This is a genomic window from Pseudomonas psychrophila (assembly GCF_001043005.1).
GTDB lineage: Bacteria > Pseudomonadota > Gammaproteobacteria > Pseudomonadales > Pseudomonadaceae > Aquipseudomonas > Aquipseudomonas psychrophila.
In genome coordinates this window covers 1-22,480 of the sequence record NZ_JYKZ01000010.1, presented here as the reverse complement: position 1 = coordinate 22,480, position 22,480 = coordinate 1, and the positions used below count along the sequence as shown (strand labels likewise).

General features: G+C 59.2%; 19 protein-coding genes. 12 read left to right on the top strand and 7 right to left on the bottom strand.

Translation table 11 applies throughout. The features are described 5' to 3' along the window. Nucleotides 1–56: 56 nt before the first annotated feature. The 7 genes from TU76_RS18685 to TU76_RS18655 all read left to right on the top strand — a co-directional run bounded on the left by TU76_RS18685 (nucleotide 57) and on the right by TU76_RS18655 (nucleotide 10,139). Nucleotides 57–1,499 carry a TldD/PmbA family protein gene (locus TU76_RS18685; RefSeq protein WP_048352304.1) on the top strand — a complete coding sequence of 481 codons (1,443 nt, stop codon included), beginning with the start codon at nucleotides 57–59 and terminating at the stop codon, nucleotides 1,497–1,499. Then, nucleotides 1,499–2,836 carry a TldD/PmbA family protein gene (locus tag TU76_RS18680; protein ID WP_048352303.1) on the top strand — a complete coding sequence of 446 codons (1,338 nt, stop codon included), beginning with the start codon at nucleotides 1,499–1,501 and terminating at the stop codon, nucleotides 2,834–2,836. The genes TU76_RS18685 and TU76_RS18680 overlap by 1 nt, the downstream gene beginning before the upstream one ends. Nucleotides 2,837–2,961: 125 nt before the next feature. Further along, nucleotides 2,962–4,392, top strand: coding sequence for a multidrug transporter subunit MdtD (mdtD, locus tag TU76_RS18675; RefSeq protein WP_019822922.1), 1,431 nt, complete (start codon nucleotides 2,962–2,964; stop codon nucleotides 4,390–4,392). 150 nt (nucleotides 4,393–4,542) lie between these two features. Continuing rightward, nucleotides 4,543–5,880 carry an ATP-dependent RNA helicase DbpA gene (gene dbpA / locus TU76_RS18670; RefSeq protein WP_231984215.1) on the top strand — a complete coding sequence of 446 codons (1,338 nt, stop codon included), beginning with the start codon at nucleotides 4,543–4,545 and terminating at the stop codon, nucleotides 5,878–5,880. Between the two features lie 154 nt (nucleotides 5,881–6,034). Then, the gene (locus TU76_RS18665) at nucleotides 6,035–7,213 is read left to right on the top strand and encodes a BaiN/RdsA family NAD(P)/FAD-dependent oxidoreductase (RefSeq protein WP_019822919.1); all 1,179 of its coding nucleotides are present in this window, start codon (nucleotides 6,035–6,037) and stop codon (nucleotides 7,211–7,213) included. Nucleotides 7,214–7,438: 225 nt separating this feature from the next. Continuing rightward, the gene (yccS, locus tag TU76_RS18660; RefSeq protein WP_019827967.1) at nucleotides 7,439–9,613 is read left to right on the top strand and encodes a YccS family putative transporter; all 2,175 of its coding nucleotides are present in this window, start codon (nucleotides 7,439–7,441) and stop codon (nucleotides 9,611–9,613) included. Between the two features lie 64 nt (nucleotides 9,614–9,677). Then, on the top strand, nucleotides 9,678–10,139 hold the full coding sequence (locus tag TU76_RS18655; RefSeq protein ID WP_019827970.1) for a GNAT family N-acetyltransferase: 462 nt from the start codon (nucleotides 9,678–9,680) through the stop codon (nucleotides 10,137–10,139). Here the strand turns inward: TU76_RS18655 and TU76_RS18650 are convergent. Both TU76_RS18650 and TU76_RS18645 read right to left on the bottom strand, forming a co-directional pair. Continuing rightward, complete coding sequence (locus tag TU76_RS18650) at nucleotides 10,130–10,426, bottom strand: winged helix-turn-helix domain-containing protein (RefSeq protein WP_019827971.1); 297 nt, start codon at nucleotides 10,424–10,426, stop codon at nucleotides 10,130–10,132. The two genes, TU76_RS18655 and TU76_RS18650, sit on opposite strands and share 10 nt — an antisense overlap. Nucleotides 10,427–10,473: 47 nt before the next feature. Continuing rightward, a complete protein-coding gene (locus TU76_RS18645; protein ID WP_019827972.1) occupies nucleotides 10,474–10,980 on the bottom strand; it encodes a YgjP-like metallopeptidase domain-containing protein in 507 nt (168 codons plus the stop codon). 188 nt (nucleotides 10,981–11,168) lie between these two features. Between TU76_RS18645 and TU76_RS24885 the strand changes: the two genes are divergently transcribed. Further along, nucleotides 11,169–11,561 carry a hypothetical protein gene (locus TU76_RS24885; RefSeq protein ID WP_082113446.1) on the top strand — a complete coding sequence of 131 codons (393 nt, stop codon included), beginning with the start codon at nucleotides 11,169–11,171 and terminating at the stop codon, nucleotides 11,559–11,561. Nucleotides 11,562–11,617: 56 nt separating this feature from the next. Here the strand turns inward: TU76_RS24885 and fba are convergent, their stop codons facing one another. The 5 genes from fba to tkt all read right to left on the bottom strand — a co-directional run bounded on the left by fba (nucleotide 11,618) and on the right by tkt (nucleotide 17,557). Further along, nucleotides 11,618–12,682: a class II fructose-bisphosphate aldolase gene (gene fba, locus TU76_RS18635; RefSeq protein ID WP_019827974.1), complete on the bottom strand. Its 1,065-nt coding sequence runs from the start codon at nucleotides 12,680–12,682 to the stop codon at nucleotides 11,618–11,620. Between the two features lie 260 nt (nucleotides 12,683–12,942). Continuing rightward, complete coding sequence (locus TU76_RS18630) at nucleotides 12,943–13,161, bottom strand: hypothetical protein (RefSeq protein WP_019827976.1); 219 nt, start codon at nucleotides 13,159–13,161, stop codon at nucleotides 12,943–12,945. Nucleotides 13,162–13,193: 32 nt separating this feature from the next. Beyond that, the gene (locus TU76_RS18625) at nucleotides 13,194–14,357 is read right to left on the bottom strand and encodes a phosphoglycerate kinase (RefSeq protein WP_019827977.1); all 1,164 of its coding nucleotides are present in this window, start codon (nucleotides 14,355–14,357) and stop codon (nucleotides 13,194–13,196) included. 26 nt (nucleotides 14,358–14,383) lie between these two features. Further along, complete coding sequence (epd, locus tag TU76_RS18620) at nucleotides 14,384–15,439, bottom strand: erythrose-4-phosphate dehydrogenase (RefSeq protein WP_019827978.1); 1,056 nt, start codon at nucleotides 15,437–15,439, stop codon at nucleotides 14,384–14,386. A gap of 120 nt (nucleotides 15,440–15,559) precedes the next feature. Next, complete coding sequence (gene tkt / locus TU76_RS18615; RefSeq protein WP_048352301.1) at nucleotides 15,560–17,557, bottom strand: transketolase; 1,998 nt, start codon at nucleotides 17,555–17,557, stop codon at nucleotides 15,560–15,562. A gap of 261 nt (nucleotides 17,558–17,818) precedes the next feature. Between tkt and TU76_RS18610 the strand changes: the two genes are divergently transcribed. The 4 genes from TU76_RS18610 to TU76_RS18595 all read left to right on the top strand — a co-directional run bounded on the left by TU76_RS18610 (nucleotide 17,819) and on the right by TU76_RS18595 (nucleotide 22,341). Then, a complete protein-coding gene (locus tag TU76_RS18610) occupies nucleotides 17,819–18,814 on the top strand; it encodes an ArsR/SmtB family transcription factor (protein ID WP_019827983.1) in 996 nt (331 codons plus the stop codon). Between the two features lie 19 nt (nucleotides 18,815–18,833). Then, entirely contained in the window at nucleotides 18,834–20,024 is a 1,191-nt protein-coding gene (gene metK, locus TU76_RS18605; RefSeq protein ID WP_019827984.1) for a methionine adenosyltransferase, read from the top strand. A 188-nt stretch (nucleotides 20,025–20,212) separates the two neighbouring features. Then, on the top strand, nucleotides 20,213–21,877 hold the full coding sequence (gene ligB / locus TU76_RS18600) for an NAD-dependent DNA ligase LigB (RefSeq protein WP_048352300.1): 1,665 nt from the start codon (nucleotides 20,213–20,215) through the stop codon (nucleotides 21,875–21,877). A 68-nt stretch (nucleotides 21,878–21,945) separates the two neighbouring features. Continuing rightward, nucleotides 21,946–22,341 (top strand): DUF1090 domain-containing protein, encoded by a 396-nt coding sequence (locus TU76_RS18595; RefSeq protein ID WP_019827986.1) that lies wholly within the window; start codon nucleotides 21,946–21,948, stop codon nucleotides 22,339–22,341. Nucleotides 22,342–22,480 lie beyond the last annotated feature (139 nt).

Sequence of the window (22,480 nt, the reverse complement as noted above, 5' to 3'; positions counted from 1 at the left end):
GTTTCGCTCTCTAATTTCAAACCTCGATACGTTTCCCGTTTTTCGGAGGTCAGTGCATGTTCGATTTTTACCCTCAGCTCAAGCAACGCTTTAGCGCGTTGCACACCCGGGCAGAGTTCTTTTCGCTACGCTATGTGCGCGAGTCCGGGCAATACCTGTCGGTACGCAAGAACGTCGCAGAACCTCCTTCATTCAATCACGATCAGGGCGCGATGCTCACGGTACGGCTCAAAGGTGTTGAAGCCTATGCCGCCACCAATGACCTGTCGCAAGCGGGTTTGCAGGCGGCCCTGGAACGTGCCGAAGCCCAGGCACACCTGATTGCTGCCTACGCCCTGCTCGACCTGAGCCAGGAGCCGGTGTCCCACGAGCGCGCTGACTACTTCTCGCCCCACCTCGATCAAGCATTTCCGTCACTCAACGACTGCTTTGAGTTGCTGGGCGCAGAATCGGCTGCCGTACCCAAGGACGAGCGGCTGGTCAGCTGGGACGTTTCGCTGGGCCTCAATCACGTCGAGCAGATCTACCTCAACAGCGCAGGCGCCGAGCTGCGCCGGGCGCAGCGTTTTGTCTACCCGGGGATGAGCGTCACCGCCTATGACGGCAACGACAGCCAGACCCGCAGCCTGGGCCGCGAAAACTTCGGTCAGCAAGGCGGCGCCGACGTGATCAGCCGCTGCGGGTTGATCGGTGCCGCGCCCAAGGTCGCCGACCAGGCCCTGCAATTGCTGATGGCACCCAATGCCCCGATCGGCAAACGCGATCTGTTGCTGATGCCCGACCAGATGATCCTGCAAATTCACGAATCCATCGGCCACCCGCTGGAGCTGGACCGCATTCTGGGCGACGAACGCAATTACGCAGGCACCAGCTTCGTCAAGGCCAGCGACTTTGGCAGCCTGCAATACGGCTCAAAACTGCTGAACGTGACCTTCGACCCCGATATTCCGGAACAGCTGGCCAGCTACAGTTTCGATGACGATGGCACCCCCGCGCACAAGGAGTTCCTGATCCGCGAAGGCTTGCTGTTGCGGCCATTGGGCGGCGCGCTGTCGCAATTTCGTTCGGGCCTTGAAGGCGTGGCCAACAGCCGCGCCTGCGGCTGGAACCGCCCGCCGATTGACCGCATGGCCAACCTCAATATCGAGCCTGGTGACCAGTCAATGGCCCAACTGATTGGCGGTATCGAAAACGGTATCCTGATGGCTACCAACCGCTCCTGGTCCATTGACGATGCCCGCAACAAGTTCCAGTTCGGTTGCGAATGGGGCCAGTTGATCGAGAACGGTGAACTCAAGGGCGTGGTGAAAAACCCCAACTACCGCGGTATTTCCGATCAGTTCTGGCGCAACCTCAGCGCCGTGGGCGACGCCAGTACCTTCAAGGTGCTGGGTACGCCGAACTGCGGCAAGGGCGAACCCAATCAGGTGATCCGCGTAGGGCATGCGTCACCCGCGTGTGTGTTCAATCAAATTGATGTGTTTGGAGGCGATGCCTGATGAGTACCCCATTGAGTCAGGCCGAGCAGTTCAAGGGGTTGGTTGAATGGCTGGGCAATGCGATTCGCCCGCCAGAGCGGTTCACCCTGGGCTATAACGCCGAAGCCTCGGAATTTATTCGTTTCAACAAGGGTAAGGTGCGCCAGGCCGGGCTTGTGCAACAAGCCAGCCTGAGCCTGAAACTGATCAACGACGGCCGCCACGGGGACATCAGCCTCACCCTGGCCGGCGAGCTGGATGTCGACAAGCAGCGCCTGACCGAAGCCTTGCAGCAGTTGCGTGACACCTTGCCGTTGTTGCCCGCAGACCCTTATTTATTGCTGAACCCACAGCCTTGGCACAGCCATAACGTGCAGGACCAGCCACTGCCGGACACCGCCCGGGTACTCGAAGAAATCCGCAGCGCTTCGTCGGGTGTCGACCTTGTGGGGTTTTATGCCTGCGGCCCGATCAGCTACGGCTACGCCAGCTCCGAAGGTGCGTTTGGCTGGCATCAGGCCAACAGTTTCAACTTCGACTGGAGCCTGTTTCACAGCAACGGCCAAGCGGTAAAAGCCAGCTACGCCGGGGCCGACTGGGACAGCGAGCGTTTCGCCCAGCGCATGCAACTGGCCCGTGAGCAACTGAGCTTTCTGGATCGTCCGCTGCATGCCCTGGCACCCGGTGAGTACCGGGCCTACCTGGCCCCGGCAGCGTTGGAAGAAGTGATGAGCATGCTGTGCTGGGGCGGCTTTTCGGCTCAGGCGCTGGCCAGTAAATCCAGCCCATTGCAGCGGCTGTACGGCGGTGATGCGCACCTGAGCCCCCTGGTGTCTTTTGACGAGCAGGTCAGCCAGTCCCTGAGCCCGGCGTTTTCCGGCGAAGGGTATCCGCGCCAGGACTTGTCCCTGGTCAAGCACGGCAAGGCCAACCAGCAACTGGTGGGTTCGCGCAGTGCCGCCGAATATGGCCTTGAGGTCAACGGCGCGCCGGAGGGCGAAGCACCGAGTGCACTGGCGATGGCGGCGGGTACGCTGGAACAGGCCGATATTCTCAAGCAATTGGGCACCGGGTTGTACATCAGCAACCTGTGGTACTTGAACTACTCGGACCAACCGGCCGCACGCCTGACCGGCATGACCCGCTTTGCCACTTTCTGGGTCGAAAACGGCGAGATAAAGGCCCCGGTCAACACCATGCGTTTTGATGACAGCGTCTATAGTCTGCTGGGTTCGCAGTTGGAGGCACTGACGGCAGATCGTGAGTTGTTGCTGTCGGCCAGCACCTACGACCAGCGCCAGACTGCATCGAATCTGCTGCCGGGTGCGTTGGTCAAGAAGCTGACATTGACGTTGTAATACCTGTAGTCGCTGCCGAAGGCTGCGAGAAGGTTCGCGGGGTTCTCGGAAAACGGGTTGCTGAGCAACCCTTCGCAGCCTTCGGCAGCGACTACAAAAAATGCTCATCATAAAAAAGAGGTCTTATGCCCGTACGCCCGGTTCTGAGTCCTGAAACCCTGCGCTGGTTGCCGTGGGTTGTGGCCATCGCGTTTTTCATGCAGTCGCTCGACGGCACCATTCTCAACACTGCCCTGCCCGACATGGCCAGCGATCTGAAAGAAAACCCGCTGCGCATGCAAGGCGTGATCGTTGCCTACATGCTTACCGTCGCCCTGCTGATTCCTGCTTCGGGCTGGATCGCCGACCGCTTCGGGACCAAGAAAATCTTCTTCAGCGCCATCCTGCTATTTAGCTTCGGCTCGTTGCTCTGCGCGTTGTCCAACACCCTCAACGAATTGATTGGCGCACGGATCGTCCAGGGACTGGGCGGGGCGTTGATGCTGCCCATCGGACGGCTGGTGGTGCTCAAGGCTTACCCACGCTCGGAATTGGTACGGATCATGGGGTTTATCACCATCCCCGGCCTGCTCGGTCCGCTGATCGGTCCCACCATGGGCGGCTGGATGGTGCAATACCTGAGCTGGCACTGGATTTTTCTGATCAACCTGCCGGTGGGCATGCTCGGGTGCTGGGCGGTATGGCACTTCATTCCAGACTTGCGCGGCAGCGAACGCACCCGCTTCGACGGCCTGGGTTTTGTGCTGTTTGGCGCCGCGATGATTTTCATCACCATTGCGATGGAGGGGCTGGGCGAGTTGCACATGCCGCACTTGCGCGTGATGTTGCTGCTGTTCGCCGGCATGGCGTGCCTGGCCGCTTACTGGTTACGGGCGGGCAATATCAGCAACCCGCTGTTCTCGCCGGTGCTGTTTAAAACCAAAACCTTTGCAGTGGGGATTCTGGGCAACCTGTTTGCCCGCCTGGGCAGCGGAGCCCTGCCGTTTCTGGTGCCCCTGCTGCTGCAAGTGGCGCTGGGCTACTCGCCGTCACAAGCCGGGATGAGCATGCTGCCACTGGCCGCAGCCGCCATGCTGGCCAAGTGGATAGCCCGCCCTCTGATCGAACGCGCAGGTTATCGCACGGTACTCACGGTCAACACCTTTGCCCTGGGCCTGATGCTGGCCAGCATGGGCCTGGTCACCGAACACACGCCTTACCCGCTGTTGCTGGCCATGCTGGCCGTTTTGGGGGCCATCAACTCATTGCAATTCACCGCAATGAATACCGTCACCCTGATCGACCTCGATGACGCCAGCGCCAGCAGCGGCAACAGTTTGCTGTCGGTGGTTGCGCAATTGTCCTTGAGCCTGGGCGTGGCCTGCGCCGGGGCATTGCTCGGCGGTTTCACAGGAGATGGCGGCAGCGACGGGGTGGACACCGTACTCGGTGCCTTCCAGCTGACCTTCCTGACAGTCGGTATCATGGCGATGCTGGCAGCGGCGATTTTCCTGCAATTGTCACCACAAGACGGACGTAAACCCAAGGCCAATTCGGAGCACGAGCTGGAACATTAAGTGACTTTTTAACCAGAACTGGATGACATCTCGTCCAGAATGTTCAGGCAAATGCTATGGGACTGGTACACTGCGCGACATTTTGTTTTGCAGGCCAGTCTCGTGACCACCATTGCCACCGCTTTTAACACTCTGCCTCTGTCCGCCGCCATGCTGGCTAACCTCGACTCCCTCGGTTATGCCCAGATGACGCCGATTCAGGCGCAGAGCTTGCCGGTGATCCTCAAAGGCATGGATCTGATCGCTCAGGCGAAGACCGGCAGCGGCAAGACAGCCGCCTTCGGCATCGGCCTGCTGAACCCGATCAACCCGCGCTTCTTCGGCTGCCAGGCCCTCGTGATCTGCCCGACCCGCGAACTGGCTGACCAGGTTGCCAAGGAAATTCGCCGTCTGGCCCGCGCTGAAGACAACATCAAAGTGCTGACCCTGTGTGGCGGCGTGTCGTTCGGCCCGCAAATCGGTTCGCTGGAGCACGGCGCGCACATCATCGTCGGCACACCTGGCCGTATTCAGCAGCATTTGCGCAAAGGCTCGCTGGTACTGGATGGTTTGAACACCCTGGTACTGGACGAAGCTGACCGCATGCTGGACATGGGCTTCTATGACGCCATCGAAGACATCATTGTCAAAACCCCGGAGCGTCGCCAGACCCTGCTGTTCTCGGCCACCTACCCGGCCGGTATCAAGCAACTGTCGTCCAAGTTCATGCGCAACCCTCAGCAAGTAAAAGCCGAGGCGCTGCACACTGATAGCCAGATCGAGCAGCGTTTCTACGAAATCTCGCCTGAAGAGCGCATGAGCGCTGTGACCAAGGTTCTGGGCCATTTCCGCCCGCAATCGTGCGTCGCGTTCTGCTTCACCAAGCAGCAGGTTCAGGAAACCGTTGACCATCTGACGTCCAAAGGCATTTCGGCTGTTGGCCTGCATGGCGACCTGGAACAGCGCGACCGTGACCAGGTGCTGGCGATGTTTGCCAACCGCTCGACTTCAGTACTGGTTGCCACCGACGTAGCGGCCCGTGGTCTGGACATCGACGCGCTGGACATGGTGCTCAACGTTGAGCTGGCCCGTGATTCGGAAATCCACATTCACCGTGTTGGCCGTACCGGTCGTGCGGGTGAAAAAGGGGTTGCGATCAGCCTGGTTGCTCCGTCCGAAGCCCACCGCGCCCAAGCCATTGAGCTGCTGCAAAAAGCTCCGTTGAACTGGGAAACTCTGGACACCCTGACCTCCCAGGGCGGCGCACCGTTGCTGCCGGCCATGAGCACACTGGTGATCGGTGCCGGTCGTAAAGACAAGGTTCGTCCGGGCGACATTCTGGGTGCACTGACGGGCGACGCTGGCATCCCCGGCGCCCAAGTTGGCAAGATCGCGATCTTTGACTTCCAGGCCTACGTGGCCGTTGACCGCACCGTGGCCAAACAGGCTGCCCAGCGCTTGAGCGAAGGCAAAATCAAAGGCCGCGTACTGCGCGTTCGGGTTTTGTAAGCGATCGCCTGAACACTGGCGATCACATGTGGGAGCGGGCTTGCCCGCGATGCAAACAACTCGGTTCAGCTGAATCACCGGGGTGCTGCAATCGCGAGCAAGCCCGCTCCCACATTAGGTTTGGATTGACTATAAATTTTGTGAGGACACCGCTTTGCGCTCTACCGACGTTGTGATTATTGGCGCTGGCGCCGCAGGTTTGATGTGCGCGCTGACGGCTGCCGGCCGTGGGCGCAAGGTCATGCTCATCGACCACGCCAACAAGGCGGGCAAAAAGATCCTGATGTCGGGCGGTGGCCGCTGCAACTTCACCAACATGTACACCGAACCCAACAATTTCCTGTCGCAGAACCCGCACTTCTGCAAGTCGGCCCTGGCCCGCTACACCCAGTGGGACTTTATCGAGATGGTCGCCAAACACGGCGTGCCGTATCACGAGAAGAAACTCGGCCAACTGTTCTGCGATAACAAATCCAGTGACATTCTCGAAATGCTTCTGCAAGAGTGCCAGCAAGCAGGCGTCAGCCTGCACCTGGACACCTCGGTTGAGCAGATCGAAAAAACCGACAACGGCTACAGCCTCAACACGACGCTGGGCCCGATTGACTGCCAGTCGCTGGTGGTCGCTACCGGCGGGCTGTCGATCCCGACTCTCGGCGCCACCGGCTTTGGCTATCAAATCGCCAAGCAGTTTGGCCACACTTTGCTGGCCACCCGGGCAGGCCTGGTGCCATTCACCATCACCGACCAGCTCAAAGAGATCTGCACCGAACTCTCAGGCACGTCAGTCGACTGCCTGGTGAGCTGCAACGATCAGAGCTTTCGGGAAAATATCCTGTTTACCCATCGGGGGTTAAGCGGACCGGCGATTTTGCAGATTTCGTCGTTCTGGAATACGGGCGACACGGTTGAAATCAACCTGCTACCCGACCTCGATGCGCTGAGCTGGTTGCAGACCCAACAGGCAGAACGCCCCAACAGCGAACTGAAAACTCTGCTCGGTGAAATTTTCACCAAGAAGATGGCCAACCTGCTGGCCGAGCACTGGTTCGAGTCCAAGCCCATGAAGCAGTACACCCCGGGTGAACTGGCGCTCGTGGCTGACAAACTGGCGAACTGGAAAGTGATACCGGCTGGCACCGAAGGCTACCGCACCGCTGAAGTGACCCTGGGCGGGGTCGATACCCGTGAAGTGTCCTCCAAGACCATGGAATCGCTGAAAAGCTCCGGCTTGTACTTTGTGGGCGAAGTGCTGGATGTGAGCGGCCACCTGGGTGGATTCAACTTTCAGTGGGCATGGGCTTCGGGGTATGCGGCGGCGCAGTACGTCTGACCTGCCCCCTGTAGATACTCTTTTGCCGGTCAATCCGCTCTTGTGGGAGCGAGCCTGCTCGCGAACGACCTTCGCGAGCAGGCTCGCTCCCACGGTTAAAGTTTTCCTGCGGCAGCGGCTACAGGGCCTGCTTTAAAAATATTTTGTGTTCGATGTGACAGTGCCATTGCGCTGTCGTCTTATCTGGCTCAAGTTAGCGAATCACGAGCCAGGCACCGCCCCTCCATGTCATCGAAAAGCTTTCAGCATTCCCTGCGCCGCTTGTGGGCACTGGACAAGTTCAGTTACAGCGTCCGGGTGTTTGTCGCCCTGACCGGCAGCATGGCTTTCTGCTGGTATCAGGATGAAATGTCGCTGCTGATCCCGTTGTTTTTGGGGATTATCGCCAGCGCGCTGTCGGAGACCGATGACAGTTGGCAAGGCCGGCTCAACGCTTTACTGGTAACGCTGGTGTGCTTCACCGCCTCGGCGCTCAGTGTCGAACTGCTCTTCCCCTATCCCTGGTTAATGGTCTGCGCGCTTGCGCTGGCGAGCTTCGGCTTGACCATGCTCGGGGCGCTGGGCGAGCGCTACGGGGCGATTGCTTCGGCCACGCTGATTCTGGCCGTGTACACCATGATTGGCGTCGACCAGCGTGGTGGCGAAGTCACCAATTTCTGGCACGAGCCCTTGCTGCTGGTGGCGGGGGCGGCCTGGTACGGGATGCTGTCGGTCCTGTGGCAGGCGCTGTTTTCCAACCAGCCGGTGCAGCAAAGCCTGGCGCGGTTGTTCTGGGAGCTGGGCCTATACCTGAAGATAAAGTCCTCGCTGTTCGAGCCTATCCGCAAGCTGGATGTCGAAGCGGGCCGACTGGAGCTGGCGCGACAAAACGGTCGAGTGGTGGCCGCGCTGAACACTGCCAAAGAAATCATTCTGCACCGGGTCGGCAACTCCCGACCGGGTTCCAAGCTCAGCCGCTACCTCAAGCTGTACTTCCTGGCACAGGACATCCACGAGCGCGCCAGCTCCTCGCACTACCCCTACAACGCCCTGGCCGACGCCTTTTTCCACAGTGACGTGATGTTTCGTTGCCAACGCCTGCTGCGCCAGCAAGGCGTGGCCTGCCAGCGCCTGTCGGAGTCGATCAAGCTGCGCCAGCCGTTTGTCTATGACGACAGCTTTGCCGAGGCCCTGAGCGACCTGCACGCTTCCCTCGAGCACTTGCGTATTCAGAGCAACCCGGCCTGGCGCGGGCTGCTGCGTTCACTGCGGGCGCTGGCTGCCAACCTGGGGACTCTCGACCGTTTGTTGAGCGACGCAAGCAACCCCGACACCCTCGCGGATGCCACCGACAGCAGCTTGCTGGACCGCTCGCCACGCAACCTCAAGGATGTCTGGTCGCGCCTGCGTCAGCACCTCACACCCACGTCGCTGATCTTTCGCCACGCCTTGCGCTTGCCTTTGGCACTGAGCATCGGTTTTGCGATGGTGCACTGGATTCACCCGAGCCAGGGTTACTGGATCATCCTCACCACGCTGTTCGTGTGCCAGCCGAGCTACGGCGCCACCCGACGCAAGTTCAGCCAGCGCATCATCGGCACGGCCATCGGTCTGGCCGTAGGCTGGGCGCTGTTCGATCTGTTCCCCAACCCGCTGGTGCAGTCGATGTTTGCCGTGGTGGCCGGGGTGGTGTTCTTTATCAACCGCACCACGCGCTACACCTTGAGCACAGCCGCCATCACCCTGATGATCCTGTTTTGCTTCAACCAGGTGGGCGACGGTTATGGGCTGTTCCTGCCACGACTGTTCGATACCTTGGTGGGCAGCGTAATTGCGGCTGCCGCGGTGTTCCTGTTCTTGCCTGACTGGCAGGGCCGTCGCCTGAATCAGGTGCTGGCCAATACCCTGAGCTGCAACAGCCAGTATTTGCGCCAGATCATGCAGCAATACGCACAAGGTAAAAGCGACAATCTGGCCTATCGACTCGCTCGCCGTAACGCCCACAACGCCGATGCGGCGCTGTCGACCACGCTGGCCAACATGCTGATGGAGCCTGGGCATTTCCGTAAGGATGCCGACATGGGTTTCCGCTTTTTGGTGCTGTCGCACACCTTGCTCAGTTATTTGTCAGGCCTGGGCGCCCACCGCGACACCGAGTTGCCCGGGGAAGTACGCGAACAGTTGATCGAGGGGGCCGGACGCAGGATTGCCGACAGCATCGACCAGATTGCACAGGGCCTGGCTTCCAAGCAGGCGGTGGCGGTACAGAGTGATGATGAAGAGGCACTGGCCAGCGAGCTTGAGCAGATGCCTGACGAGATCGATGAGAACCAGCGTTTGGTGCAAACCCAGCTGGCGCTGATTTGCCGTCAACTCGGACCGTTGCGCACCCTGGCGGCGCATTTGGTCAAGGCACCTTAGAACTTGGCGCCAGTCAGCATCACGCCTACTATCGGCTAATCACCTCTCCAACAAGGACAAGACCGTGACCACTGACTGGCTCTGCAAACATCACAACGACCTTGGCAAAGAACAGCTCTACGCCATTCTGGAATTACGCTCAAAGGTATTTGTTGCCGAGCAGAAATGCGCCTATCAGGACGTCGACGGGCAAGACCTGACCGGGGATACGTTGCACCTGATGGGTTGGCAGGACGATCAGCTGGTGGCATATGCGCGCCTGCTCGACCCTGAATCCCAGGGCGGCGACGTAGTGATTGGCCGCGTGATCATTGCCCCTGAAGGTCGCGGACAAAAGCTGGGGCATACCCTGATCGAGAAGGCCCTGGAAAGCATTGAAGATTACTGGTCGGGGCAGCCCGTGTTCTTGTCCGCCCAGGCGCACTTGCAGCCGTTTTATGAGCAACACGGGTTTCGCGCCGAAGGCGAAATCTATCTTGAAGATGACATCCCGCACATCGGCATGCGCCTCACGCCTCAGGGATAACCCAGCACCTGTTTGATCTGCACCAGATGCTCACCGATCCAGGTTTTATCGACTGGGCCCCAACTGTGAATCTGATAGCGCCCCGCATGGTTGCGGGCACCATCCTGTTGTTCGAACTCACAGACGATATCCAGATCAGCCAGCGCCGCGATGGTGTCCTGCGCGGTACGGCGCGGCATGCCGGTTACCTCGGTCAGAGCGGGCACACTGCTGGCAATCTGGCTATCGATTAACCAGGCCACGTACAAGCGCCGGTAAAAGCTGCTTTTGGTTTTGCTGACTTCCATTCAGAACTCCTGATGCGGATGATTGCTGGCTTTCTGTGGGAACGGGTTCAGGGTTGGGGTTTTCCTGCCAAGTCACGCCACGTCAGGTACACCCGCAGGTCAAACTCCAACTGGTGATAACCCGGCAGCATGTGCTCGCACAGTTTGTAAAAAGCCTTGTTGTGGTCTGACTCCTTGAGATGCGCCAGTTCGTGAACCACGATCATCTTCAGGAATTCGGGCGCCGCCTCCTTGAACAACGACGCTACGCGCAATTCTTTTTTGGCCTTGAGCTTGCCGCCCTGAACCCGCGAGATAGCGGTATGCAAACCCAGCGCACGGTGCGTCAGGTCGAGCTTGTTATCAAACAGCACCTTGTCGAAGGACGGCGCGTTGCGCAGGTATTCCTGCTTGAGTTCCAGCGCGTAGGTGTACAGCGCCTTGTCACTTTGCACCGCATGACGCTGCGGGTAGCGTTCACTCAGGTAGCTGCCCAACTGATCGCGTTCAATCAATTGGCGCACTTGCTCTTGCAAGTTCTGGGGGTAGGCCTGGAGGTACTTGAGAACGGTCATGGGGCGTCAACGCACAGCGTAAAAGTGCGTCAGTGTAGCGAATTCACCCTCAAGGCGCCCATGTCAGACTTTTACACTGTAATAAGCCAGACGCTTCCGAGAAAACCTGATGCCCACAAGCGCCGCTTGCAGCCCGGAAAGTCGCAGGGCTATCTTCACCAGTCGCCGATGATCCCCGTGGAACCGACATGAAAAAGACGACGCACGACGATCCAAAACCCGCGCGCGTAGAACGCGATGATCATCAGCACGATGACGCTACCCGGCGCATTCTCGACGTTCTGCTCCAGGCTCCGCCAGTCTCCCTCGACAGCCTCAAACCTACTCTGGCACACAAGACCGGCCCTCGATCTCCCTTTGGCGTGCTGCCTGATGTTCGGGCGGTAGAGGCCTTGTCCCATGTCTCGCTCATGCTCAAGAGCGCAGAAGAGGTGTCGGATGAAATCACTGCGCTGGCCAGCGGAATAGAGCGCGGACTGGTGTGGTCCCTGGTGCACTCGGTCGAAATGTCCCGCTCGCTGGTAGATGCGCTGCTCAGGGCAAATGGCGTCGATCCGGAGCATATCCACCGATCCGCATGAACATCGCGCCCACAAAAAAGCCCGCATCGCTGCGGGCTTTTTTGTACGCGCCGGTCTTAGTTGACCTTGGCGTTCAGCTCACCTTTGAGGTAACGCTGGTACATGGCTTCCAGGGAGATCGGTTTGATCCGCGAAGCGTTACCAGCAGTACCGAAGGCTTCGTAACGAGCGATACACACGTCACGCATGGCCGTTACGGTTGCGCCGAAGAACTTGCGCGGGTCGAATTCGCTCGGGTTGGTCGCCATCAGGCGACGCATGGCACCAGTCGATGCCAGGCGCAGGTCGGTGTCGATGTTGACCTTGCGCACGCCGTGCTTGATGCCTTCAACGATTTCTTCAACCGGCACACCGTAGGTTTCTTTGATGTCGCCACCGAACTCGTTGATGATCGCCAGCCACTCTTGAGGAACAGAGGACGAGCCGTGCATCACCAGGTGAGTGTTCGGGATACGCTTGTGGATCTCTTTGATACGGTCGATCGCCAACACGTCGCCAGTAGGTGGCTTGGTGAACTTGTAAGCGCCGTGGGAAGTACCGATGGCAATGGCCAGGGCATCCACCTGAGTGCGCTTGACGAAGTCAGCCGCTTCTTCCGGGTCGGTCAGCATCTGGCTGTGATCCAGAATGCCTTCTGCGCCGATGCCGTCTTCTTCGCCAGCCATGCCGGTTTCAAGCGAACCCAGGCAACCCAGCTCGCCTTCTACCGATACACCGCAAGCGTGCGCCAGCGCTACGGTTTGCTGAGTAACGCGAACGTTGTAGTCGTAGTCGGTTGGGGTTTTGCCGTCTTCGCCCAGCGAGCCGTCCATCATGACCGAGCTGAAGCCCAGTTGGATCGAGCGCTGGCACACGTCAGGGCTGGTGCCGTGGTCCTGGTGCATGCACACCGGGATATGCGGGAATTCTTCGATTGCAGCCAGGATCAGGTGACGCAGGAATGGAGCACCTGCGTACTTGCGCGCACCGGCCGAAGCCTGAACGATCACCGGGGAGTCGGTCTTGTCAGCGGCTTCCATGATGGCGCGCATCTGCTCAAGGTTGTTGACGTTGAAGGCTGGAACGCCGTAGCCGAATTCGGCGGCGTGGTCCAACATCTGGCGCATGCTGATAAGTGCCATTGTGAGTGTCTCTCCCGGACAAGGGTCGTTAATCGTGCAAGCCTGCCGTAGCGGCGGCTGCTATTCAAGTTATTGCAGATCGGGGGTTGTGCCCCATTCTGCCAATCCGATTTAGCTGAAACGATACAGCTCCAGCTATAACTGCTCGACCTAAAGGTGGGAGCGAGCCTGCTCGCGATGCAGGCAATTCGGTATATGTGCCTCATCGCGCTTAAGTCTTCGCGAGCAGGCTCGCTCCCACCAGTAGACCGCATATCAAATCAAGGGCACCCACGCTCTTGTGAAGCCTTGGGCGACTCGTATTTTTCCAGTGCTTCAGGACCTGAGCGTTTATTGACCAGTGGAACGCTTTGCGCCTGCCAGTCTGCCTGGTAGCAACCACTCTCTTCAGGGGTTGCAGCCTCGGGCGTCGGCTTGCCCGAACTGGCGCAACCGGCCAAAAAGCCCACGATCATCAACAGCGGTAACAACTTGACCATGTCCATGCTTCCTTTCAGGGCCTGAAACACCTTCAGGCTTTGGCGCGGCTTTCCAGAATTTCGACGGCAGGCAGTACCTTGCCTTCGACGAATTCAAGGAATGCACCACCGCCGGTGGAGATGTAGGAAATCTGATCGGCAATACCGTACTTGTCGATAGCCGCCAGCGTGTCGCCGCCACCCGCAATCGAGAACGCCGCGCTGTCAGCAATGGCCTGGGCCAGCACTTTGGTGCCATTCCCGAACTGGTCAAACTCGAACACACCCACCGGGCCGTTCCACAGGATAGTCTTTGACGACTTCAGCAGCTCGGCGAAATGCGCGGCGGTTTGCGGGCCGATATCCAGAATCATGTCGTCGGCAGCCACATCAGCGATCAGCTTGACGGTTGCAGCAGCGCTTTCAGCGAACTCCTTGGCCACGACCACGTCAGTCGGCAGAGGCACATTGACCTTGGCGGCGATAGCGCGAGCGGTGTCCAGCAGATCAGGCTCGTACAGCGATTTGCCTACCGGGTGACCGGCAGCTGCCAGGAAAGTATTGGCGATACCGCCACCCACGATCAGCAGGTCGCAGATCTGGCTCAGGCTGTTGAGCACTTCAAGCTTGGTCGACACCTTGGAGCCGGCAACGATAGCGGCCATCGGCTTGGCCGGGGCGCCCAGCGCCTTGCCCAGGGCGTCCAGTTCAGCAGCCAGCAACGGGCCAGCAGCCGCAACCTTGGCAAACTTGGCCACGCCGTGGGTCGAGCCCTCGGCGCGGTGAGCGGTACCGAACGCGTCCATCACAAACACGTCGCACAGGGCGGCGTATTGCTGGGCCAGCTCGTCGGCGTTTTTCTTCTCGCCCTTGTTGAAGCGCACGTTTTCGAACAACACGATGTCGCCCGCTTTAACGTCGACGCCATTGAGGTAGTCGCTGACCAACGGCACTTCGCGGCCCAGGGCCTTGCTCAAGTAATCCGCTACTGGCTTGAGGCTGTTTTCAGCCGAGAACTCGCCTTCAGTCGGACGTCCCAGGTGCGAGCAGACCATAACCGCTGCGCCTTTTTCCAACGCCAGCTTGATGGTCGGCAGCGAAGCAAGGATGCGCGCATCGCTGGTGACTACACCGTCCTTGACTGGGACGTTGAGGTCTTCGCGGATCAGTACGCGCTTACCTTGCAGATCGAGGTCGGTCATCTTCAACACGGTCATGGGTCGCAGTTCCTGAGTTTCTAATGTTAGAGAGCGGGTTTTGGGTGAGTAACGTGCAAATAGTGCTCTGCCACATCGATCATTCGATTGGCAAAACCCCATTCGTTGTCGAACCAGGCCAGCAGGTTCACCAGCCGGGGGCCGGAAACGCGGGTCTGGCTGGCATCGACAATGGCCGAATGCGGGTCATGGTTGAAATCACAGCTGGCGTGGGGCAACTCGGTGTAGGCCAACAAGCCTTTGAGCGGGCCGCTGGTGGCAGCCTCGCGCAGTATTCGGTTAACGTGCGCGGCATCCGTGTCCCGTGCCGTGGTCAAGGTGATATCCAGGCACGACACATTCAAAGTCGGTACCCGCACCGCTTTGGCTTGAATTCGGCCGGCAAGTTCCGGCAACAGACGTTCAATACCTTTAGCCAGGCCGGTAGACACCGGAATGACCGACTGAAACGCCGAGCGCGTCCGACGCAAATCTTCGTGGTGGTAGGCATCAATCACCGGCTGATCGTTCATCGCCGAGTGAATGGTGGTGATCGATACGTACTCAAGACCCAACGCCTCATCCAGCAAACGCAGGAGTGGCACGCCGCAGTTGGTTGTGCAGGAAGCGTTGGACACCAGTCGCTCTTCGCCGGTCAGGCTGTGCTGGTTAACACCGTAGACGATGGTAGCGTCGACATCTGCGTCACTGGCCATCGGCTGCGAAAACAGCACGCGGGGAGCCCCGGCATCCAGGAAGCGCTGGCCGTCGGCGCGGGTGTTATAGACGCCGGAACATTCCAGCACCAGGTCAACACCCAAGGCAGCCCAGTCGATCCCTTCGGGGGTGGCACTGCGGAACACTTTCACGCAGTCGCCATTGATATGCAGGCAGTCGCCTTCGATCCGTATCTCGCCGGGGAACCGGCCATGAGTGGAGTCGAAGCGCGTCAAATATTCGAGACTGGCCATGTCGGCCAAATCATTGAGTGCAACAATTTCAAACCCGGCATTCGCTCCTCGCTCCAACAACGCACGCAAGACGCAACGACCAATCCGGCCGTAGCCATTGAGTGCAACTTTGTAAGGACGCGGTTGAGGCATGGGGTTCTCGATTACCAAGGTGAATCCTTCACACTTTCGCGAGCAGGCTCCCTCCCACAGGGATCTACATAGTCCCAGTGGGAGCGAGCCTGCTCGCGAATAGGGCAGCCACTTTGTTACTTAGTCTTCCAGCAACTCTTCAGCCTGACCCAGGATGTTTTCCAGGGTGAAACCGAACTCTTCGAACAAGGCAGGCGCAGGCGCCGACTCGCCGTAGGTGGTCATGCCGATGACGCGGCCTTCCAGGCCCACGTACTTGTACCAGTAGTCCGCGTGGGACGCTTCGATCGCAATACGGGCGCTAACCTGCAGCGGCAGGACCGACTGCTTGTAGCCTGCATCTTGAGCTTCGTACACGCTGGTGCATGGCATCGATACAACACGTACTTTGCGGCCTTGCTTGGTCAGCTCTTCGTAAGCCTGAACGGCCAGGCCCACTTCGGAACCGGCCGAGATCAGGATCAGTTCAGGCTCGCCTGCACAGTCCTTGAGCACGTAACCACCACGGTTGATGTCGGCAATCTGGCCAGCATCACGGGTTTGGTGGTTCAGGTTCTGACGCGAGAAGATCAACGCGGACGGGCCGTCGTTGCGCTCCAGGGCGAACTTCCAGGCCGCTGCGGATTCCACCGCATCGGCTGGGCGCCAGGTGTCCAGGTTCGGCGTGGTACGCAGGCTGGTCAGTTGCTCGACCGGCTGGTGCGTCGGGCCGTCTTCGCCCAGACCGATGGAGTCATGGGTGAACACATAGATCACGCGCTGCTTCATCAGGGCCGACATGCGGATGGCGTTGCGGGCGTATTCCATAAACATCAGGAAGGTCGCGCCGTAAGGCACCAGGCCGCCGTGCAGGGCAACGCCGTTCATGATGGCGCTCATGCCGAACTCGCGTACGCCGTAGTACACGTAGTTACCGCTGGCGTCTTCAGCCGAAACACCTTTGCAGCCTTTCCAGATAGTCAGGTTGGAACCGGCCAGGTCAGCGGAGCCGCCCAGCAGTTCTGGCAGCAGAGGGCCAAAAGCGTTCAGGGCGTTTTGGCTGGCTTTACGGCTGGCGATGGTTTCGCCTTTGGCTGCGACTTCAGCGATGTAGGCCGCAGCCTTGGCATCGAAGTCAGCTGGCAGTTTGCCGCTCAGGCGACGGGACAACTCGCCAGCCAGCTCAGGGAACTCGGCCGCATAGGCAGCGAAGCGCTTGTCCCACTCGGACTCAGCTGCAGCACCGGCTTGCTTGGCATCCCATTCGGCGTAGATATCAGCCGGGATTTCAAATGGACCGTGGGTCCAGTTCAAGGCCTGGCGAGTCAGGGCGATTTCGTCGTTGCCCAGTGGAGCACCGTGGCAATCTTCCTTGCCCTGCTTGTTCGGCGAGCCGAAACCGATGGTGGTTTTGCAGCAGATCAGCGTTGGCTGGTCGCTTTTGCGTGCGGTTTCGATCGCGGTCTTGATTTCTTCCGGGTCGTGACCGTCAACGTTGCGGATCACTTGCCAGTTGTAGGCTTCAAAACGCTTTGGCGTGTCGTCGGTGAACCAGCCTTCAACTTCACCATCGATAGAGATGCCGTTGTCATCGTAGAACGCAATCAGCTTGCTCAGACCCAGAGTGCCGGCCAGCGAGCCAACTTCGTGGGAAATGCCTTCCATCATGCAGCCATCACCCAGAAACACGTAGGTGTGGTGATCAACTACGTTGTGGCCAGGACGGTTGAACTGCGCGCCCATGACTTTTTCTGCCAGGGCAAAGCCCACAGCGTTGGCCAGGCCCTGACCCAACGGGCCAGTGGTGGTTTCAACGCCCGGCGTGTAGCCCAGCTCCGGGTGGCCCGGGGTACGGCTGTGCAGCTGGCGGAAGTTTTTCAGGTCGTCGATCGACAGGTCATAGCCGGTCAGGTGCAGCAACGAGTAGATCAGCATCGAACCGTGGCCGTTGGACAGCACGAAGCGGTCACGGTCAGCGAACGAAGGGTTGCTCGGGTTGTGCTTCAGATAATCGCGCCACAGTACTTCGGCGATATCCGCCATACCCATAGGGGCACCTGGATGGCCGCTGTTGGCTTTTTGCACGGCATCCATGCTGAGTGCACGAATGGCGTTGGCACGCTCACGACGGCTGGGCATCGCTGTTCTCCTGGGTATTGAAAGTTAAATCGAAACGGAAAAAAGGCGAGCATTTTCCCTCAGGCAACGCCCTCGGGGCAATGACAGATAGTCGCAAGAGGCGTTTTTCCTGTGCTTAACCGTTCAACCTGTTAAGGATCGGACATTTCGTTTCGTTAATAAGCACACACCATCCGACAAACGCGCCACTTATCGACCAATATCAAAACTTTTCGATATTGAACTTGCGGGGGCTGAACGGGGTAACTAGACTGCGGCCCCATGAACTTACGCGCGCCTTCAATCCGCCATGACGATAGCGACGAGCTCTCTGCCTTGTGCAAGGCTGGAGGAGACCCGCTGCGACTCAACGTGCTGCGTGCGTTGGCCAACGATTCGTTTGGTGTGCTGGAGCTGACGCAGATTTTTGCCACCGGCCAATCCGGCATGAGTCACCACCTCAAGGTGCTGTCTCAAGCCAGGCTGGTTGCAACACGGCGCGAAGGCAATGCGATTTTTTATCGCCGTGCCCTGCCCCACACGGAGCAACCTGGCGGAAAATTGCACGCTGCACTGCTGGAAGAGGTCGACAACCTGACCTTGCCCGTCGATGTACAAGCGCGAATCAGCGCAGTACATGCACAACGTGCAGCCGCCAGTCAGGACTTTTTCTCACGCGTAGCCGAGAAGTTTCGCGCTCAACAGGATTTGATCGCCGGCTTGCCGCAATACCGGGACAGCGTTTTGACGCTGCTCGACAAACTGAGCTTCAGCCCAGCGGCCACGGCCCTGGAAGTCGGCCCCGGTGATGGCAGTTTCTTGCCCGACCTGGCTCGCCGCTTCCATCAGGTCACCGCGCTGGACAACAGCCCGGTCATGCTTGGGCTGGCCCGCCAGCTCTGTGAACGCGAGTCACTGAACAACGTCAGCCTGATCCTGGCCGACGCGTTACACGATGCACAGCTGCAAGCCGACTGCGTTGTCGTGAACATGGTCCTGCACCATTTCGCCGCACCGGCCGAAGCACTTCAGCAACTGGCAACCTTGCTGCAGCCGGGCGGCAGCCTGCTGATAACAGAGTTGTGCAGCCATAATCAGGCGTGGGCCCGCGAGGCTTGCGGTGATTTATGGCTGGGTTTTGAACAAGATGATCTGGCCCATTGGGCCACCGCTGCGGGACTCGTTCCCGGGGAAAGCCTCTATGTAGGCTTACGTAATGGTTTCCAGCTTCAGGTCCGCCACTTTCAGCGGCCAACTGGCGACACTCACCATCGGTAAATATTAGGAAACCGTCGAGATGAGCGAATACTCCCTTTTCACCTCCGAGTCCGTGTCTGAAGGGCATCCGGACAAAATCGCCGACCAGATTTCTGACGCGGTGCTGGACGCCATCATTGCTGAAGACAAGTTCGCCCGTGTGGCGTGCGAGACTCTGGTGAAAACCGGCGTAGCAATCATCGCGGGCGAAGTCACCACTTCGGCCTGGGTTGACTTGGAACAGATCGTTCGTGATGTGATCACCGACATCGGCTACACCAGCTCCGACGTCGGCTTCGACGGTGCTACCTGCGGTGTGATGAACATCATCGGCAAGCAGTCCCCTGACATCAACCAGGGTGTTGACCGTGCCAAGCCTGAAGATCAGGGTGCAGGCGATCAGGGCCTGATGTTCGGCTACGCCAGCAACGAGACCGACGTGCTGATGCCAGCACCGATCACCTTCTCGCACCAGTTGGTTCAGCGTCAGGCCCAGGCCCGTAAATCCGGCCTGCTGCCCTGGTTGCGTCCGGACGCCAAGTCCCAGGTGACGTGCCGCTACGAAGGCGGCAAGGTTGTAGCCATCGACGCCATCGTACTGTCGACTCAGCACAACCCTGAAGTGTCGTACACCGACCTGCGCGAAGGCGTGATGGAACTGATCGTCAAGCACGTGCTGCCAGCCGAGCTGCTGCACAAGGACACCCAGTTCCACATCAACCCGACCGGCCAGTTCATCATCGGTGGCCCGGTGGGCGACTGCGGCCTGACCGGTCGCAAGATCATCGTCGACACGTACGGCGGCATGGCCCGTCACGGCGGCGGCGCGTTTTCGGGCAAAGATCCATCCAAGGTTGACCGTTCGGCTGCTTATGCAGGTCGTTACGTGGCCAAAAACATCGTGGCGGCCGGCCTGGCTGAGCGCTGCGAGATCCAGGTTTCCTACGCTATTGGCGTCGCTCAACCGACTTCGATTTCGTTGAACACCTTTGGCACTGGCAAAATCTCCGACGAGAAAATCGTCAAGCTGGTACGTGACGTATTCGACCTGCGTCCATACGCCATCACCACCATGCTTGACCTGCTGCACCCGATGTATCAGGAAACTGCAGCCTACGGCCACTTCGGTCGCACGCCGCAGACCAAGACTGTTGGCGACGATACCTTCACCACCTTCACGTGGGAGCGTACCGACCGCGCTGAAGAGCTGCGCGCTGCCGCTGGTTTGTAAGTCAAACGGCTGCACCAAAAGCCCCGGACAGGTGACTGTTCGGGGCTTTTTTATGCACCCGGATCAACGGGGGAAAGCCTTGTCCCGCCGCAAGAGGTGCCTCTGGAAATACCCGGCAAACCTCCTGGGTCGCGCCTCGAAAATCCTCCACTAGCCTTAAGCGTCCACCCCGGGCAAGGACGCTCACGATGCTGGCCACACTACGTATTTTCAGCGGGCTTGCGCTCGCCCTTCTGACCTTTAACGCCCAGGCCGATACCTGCCCTGTCGAGGCTGACTATCAGGCCCTGAAACAACAACTCAACCGCTGGGACGACAGCTACCATCGCCAGGGTATTTCCCAGGTCAGCGACGCAGCCTACGACCAGTCGCGTAACCGTCTTGAACACTGGCAGCGCTGCTTTCCCGATGCACCTGCGGATAACCCGCTACGCACGTCCAGCGGCCCGGTGCCGCACCCGGTGGTGCAAACCGGCCTGGCCAAGCTGGCCGATGAAAAGGCGGTAAAACAATGGATAGAAGGCCGCCAGGGCTTATGGATCCAGCCCAAGGTCGACGGTGTAGCCGTAACGCTGGTCTATCAACAAGGCCAACTTATCCATGTCATCAGCCGGGGCGATGGCCGGCAGGGGCAGGACTGGACCCATTCGGCCCGCCTCATCCCCTCCATTCCCCTCAAGTTGCCGCAACCGCTCGATACCGTGCTGCAAGGCGAGCTGTATTGGCGCCTGCAAGGTCACGTGCAGGCCAAGGAGGGCAGCGTTAATGCCCGCAGCACCGTTGCCGGGCTTATGGCACGTAACCGGATGAGCCCGGAGCAGGGTCAAGGGATCGGCCTGTTTGTCTGGGACTGGCCCCAGGGGCCAGCATCTCAAGTCGAGCGGCTCAGCCAACTGAGCGCCCTGGGGTTTACCGACAGCCAGACCTACAGCCAGCCAATCGAGCATTTCGAACACGCCCGGCAGTGGCGCGAGCAGTGGTACAACGCAGCATTGCCCTTTGCCAGCGACGGTGTAGTGCTACGCCAAAGCCAGCGCCCGACTGCCGAACGCTGGCAACCCAAACCGCCGAACTGGGCGGCCGCCTGGAAATACCCTCATGTCCAGGCAGTGAGCGAGGTGCGAAAGGTCACGTTCAACATCGGCCGTACCGGGCGTATCACGCCGATGCTGGAGCTGACCCCGGTGCGCCTCGACGACCGCCGGATCAAACGCATTAGTGCCGGCTCCCTGCAACGCTGGCAAACCCTGGATATACGAGCCGGTGATCAGGTCGCCATCAGCCTGGCGGGCATGACCATTCCACGCCTGGACAGCGTGGTGTCACGCGCCAGCGAACGCATTGAAATACAGGTCCCCAACCCCGATAACTACCACGCCCTGAGCTGCTGGCAACCGACCCCCGGGTGCGAAAGCCAGTTTTTGGCGCGCTTGGTATGGCTAAGCAGCAAAAAGGCATTAGCACTGCCATTTGTCGGGCCAGGAACCTGGAACCGGCTGGTCCAGAGCGGACGAATACACAACTTGCTCGATTGGTTGACCCTGGATGCCGCACAGCTTGCTAACATTGCCGGCTTCGGCGAACGCAGCAGCGAGCGCTTGCTCGACAGTTTGTACGGCGCACGGCGCCAATCGTTCGAGCGCTGGGTAAAAGCACTGGGCTTGCCCCCCACAGGTGGCGCGCCTTTGGGGCAGTCGTGGCAAGCACTGATCGCACGCAGCCCTCAGGACTGGCAGGCACATCCTGGCATTGGCGCCCGGCGTGCTACACAATTGAGCGCGTTTTTTCGTGATCCGAACGTACAGGTTTTAAGCGAAGTTTTACGTGCTGCCGGGATTGCCGGTTTTGACTAGCGACCCCAGCCATTGCAGCACTTCGGTTTTCTGGATTTTTATTGTCATCTTTTGTCATGGAGCTATTTATGAAATTACTTTCACCGCTCGCCCTGTTTACTGTTTGCGGCCTGCTGGCTGCCCCGTTGATGGCCGCTGATGCAGCACCGGAACTCACCGGTTGCGCTGCCAAGAAACAAGCCATCACCCTGCAACTTGAGCAGGCTCGTGCCCACGGCAACAGCAATCAGGTTGCTGGCCTGGAAAAAGCCCTGAGTGAAGTTACCGAGCACTGCACTGACGCAGGCCTGCGCAAGGAACGCGAAAACAAGGTGCTGGAAGCCAAGCACGAAGTCAGCAAGCGCCAGGCTGATCTGGACAAAGCCATGAAGAAAGGCGATCCGGAAAAAATCGACAAGCGTAAAAACAAGCTGGCCGAATCGCGCAAGGAACTGCAAGAAGCGCTGGATCAGCTGGATAAGTAATACGCCAAAGCACCCTCACTGTAGAGACCGGTACATCCTTTACACATCTAACCGGGTACATCGTTTACACATTTACAGGCTTGAGACGCGTTTTGCACCGCGCTCAAGCCTGCCCAAAGGGTAGCTGCAAAGGTACAGA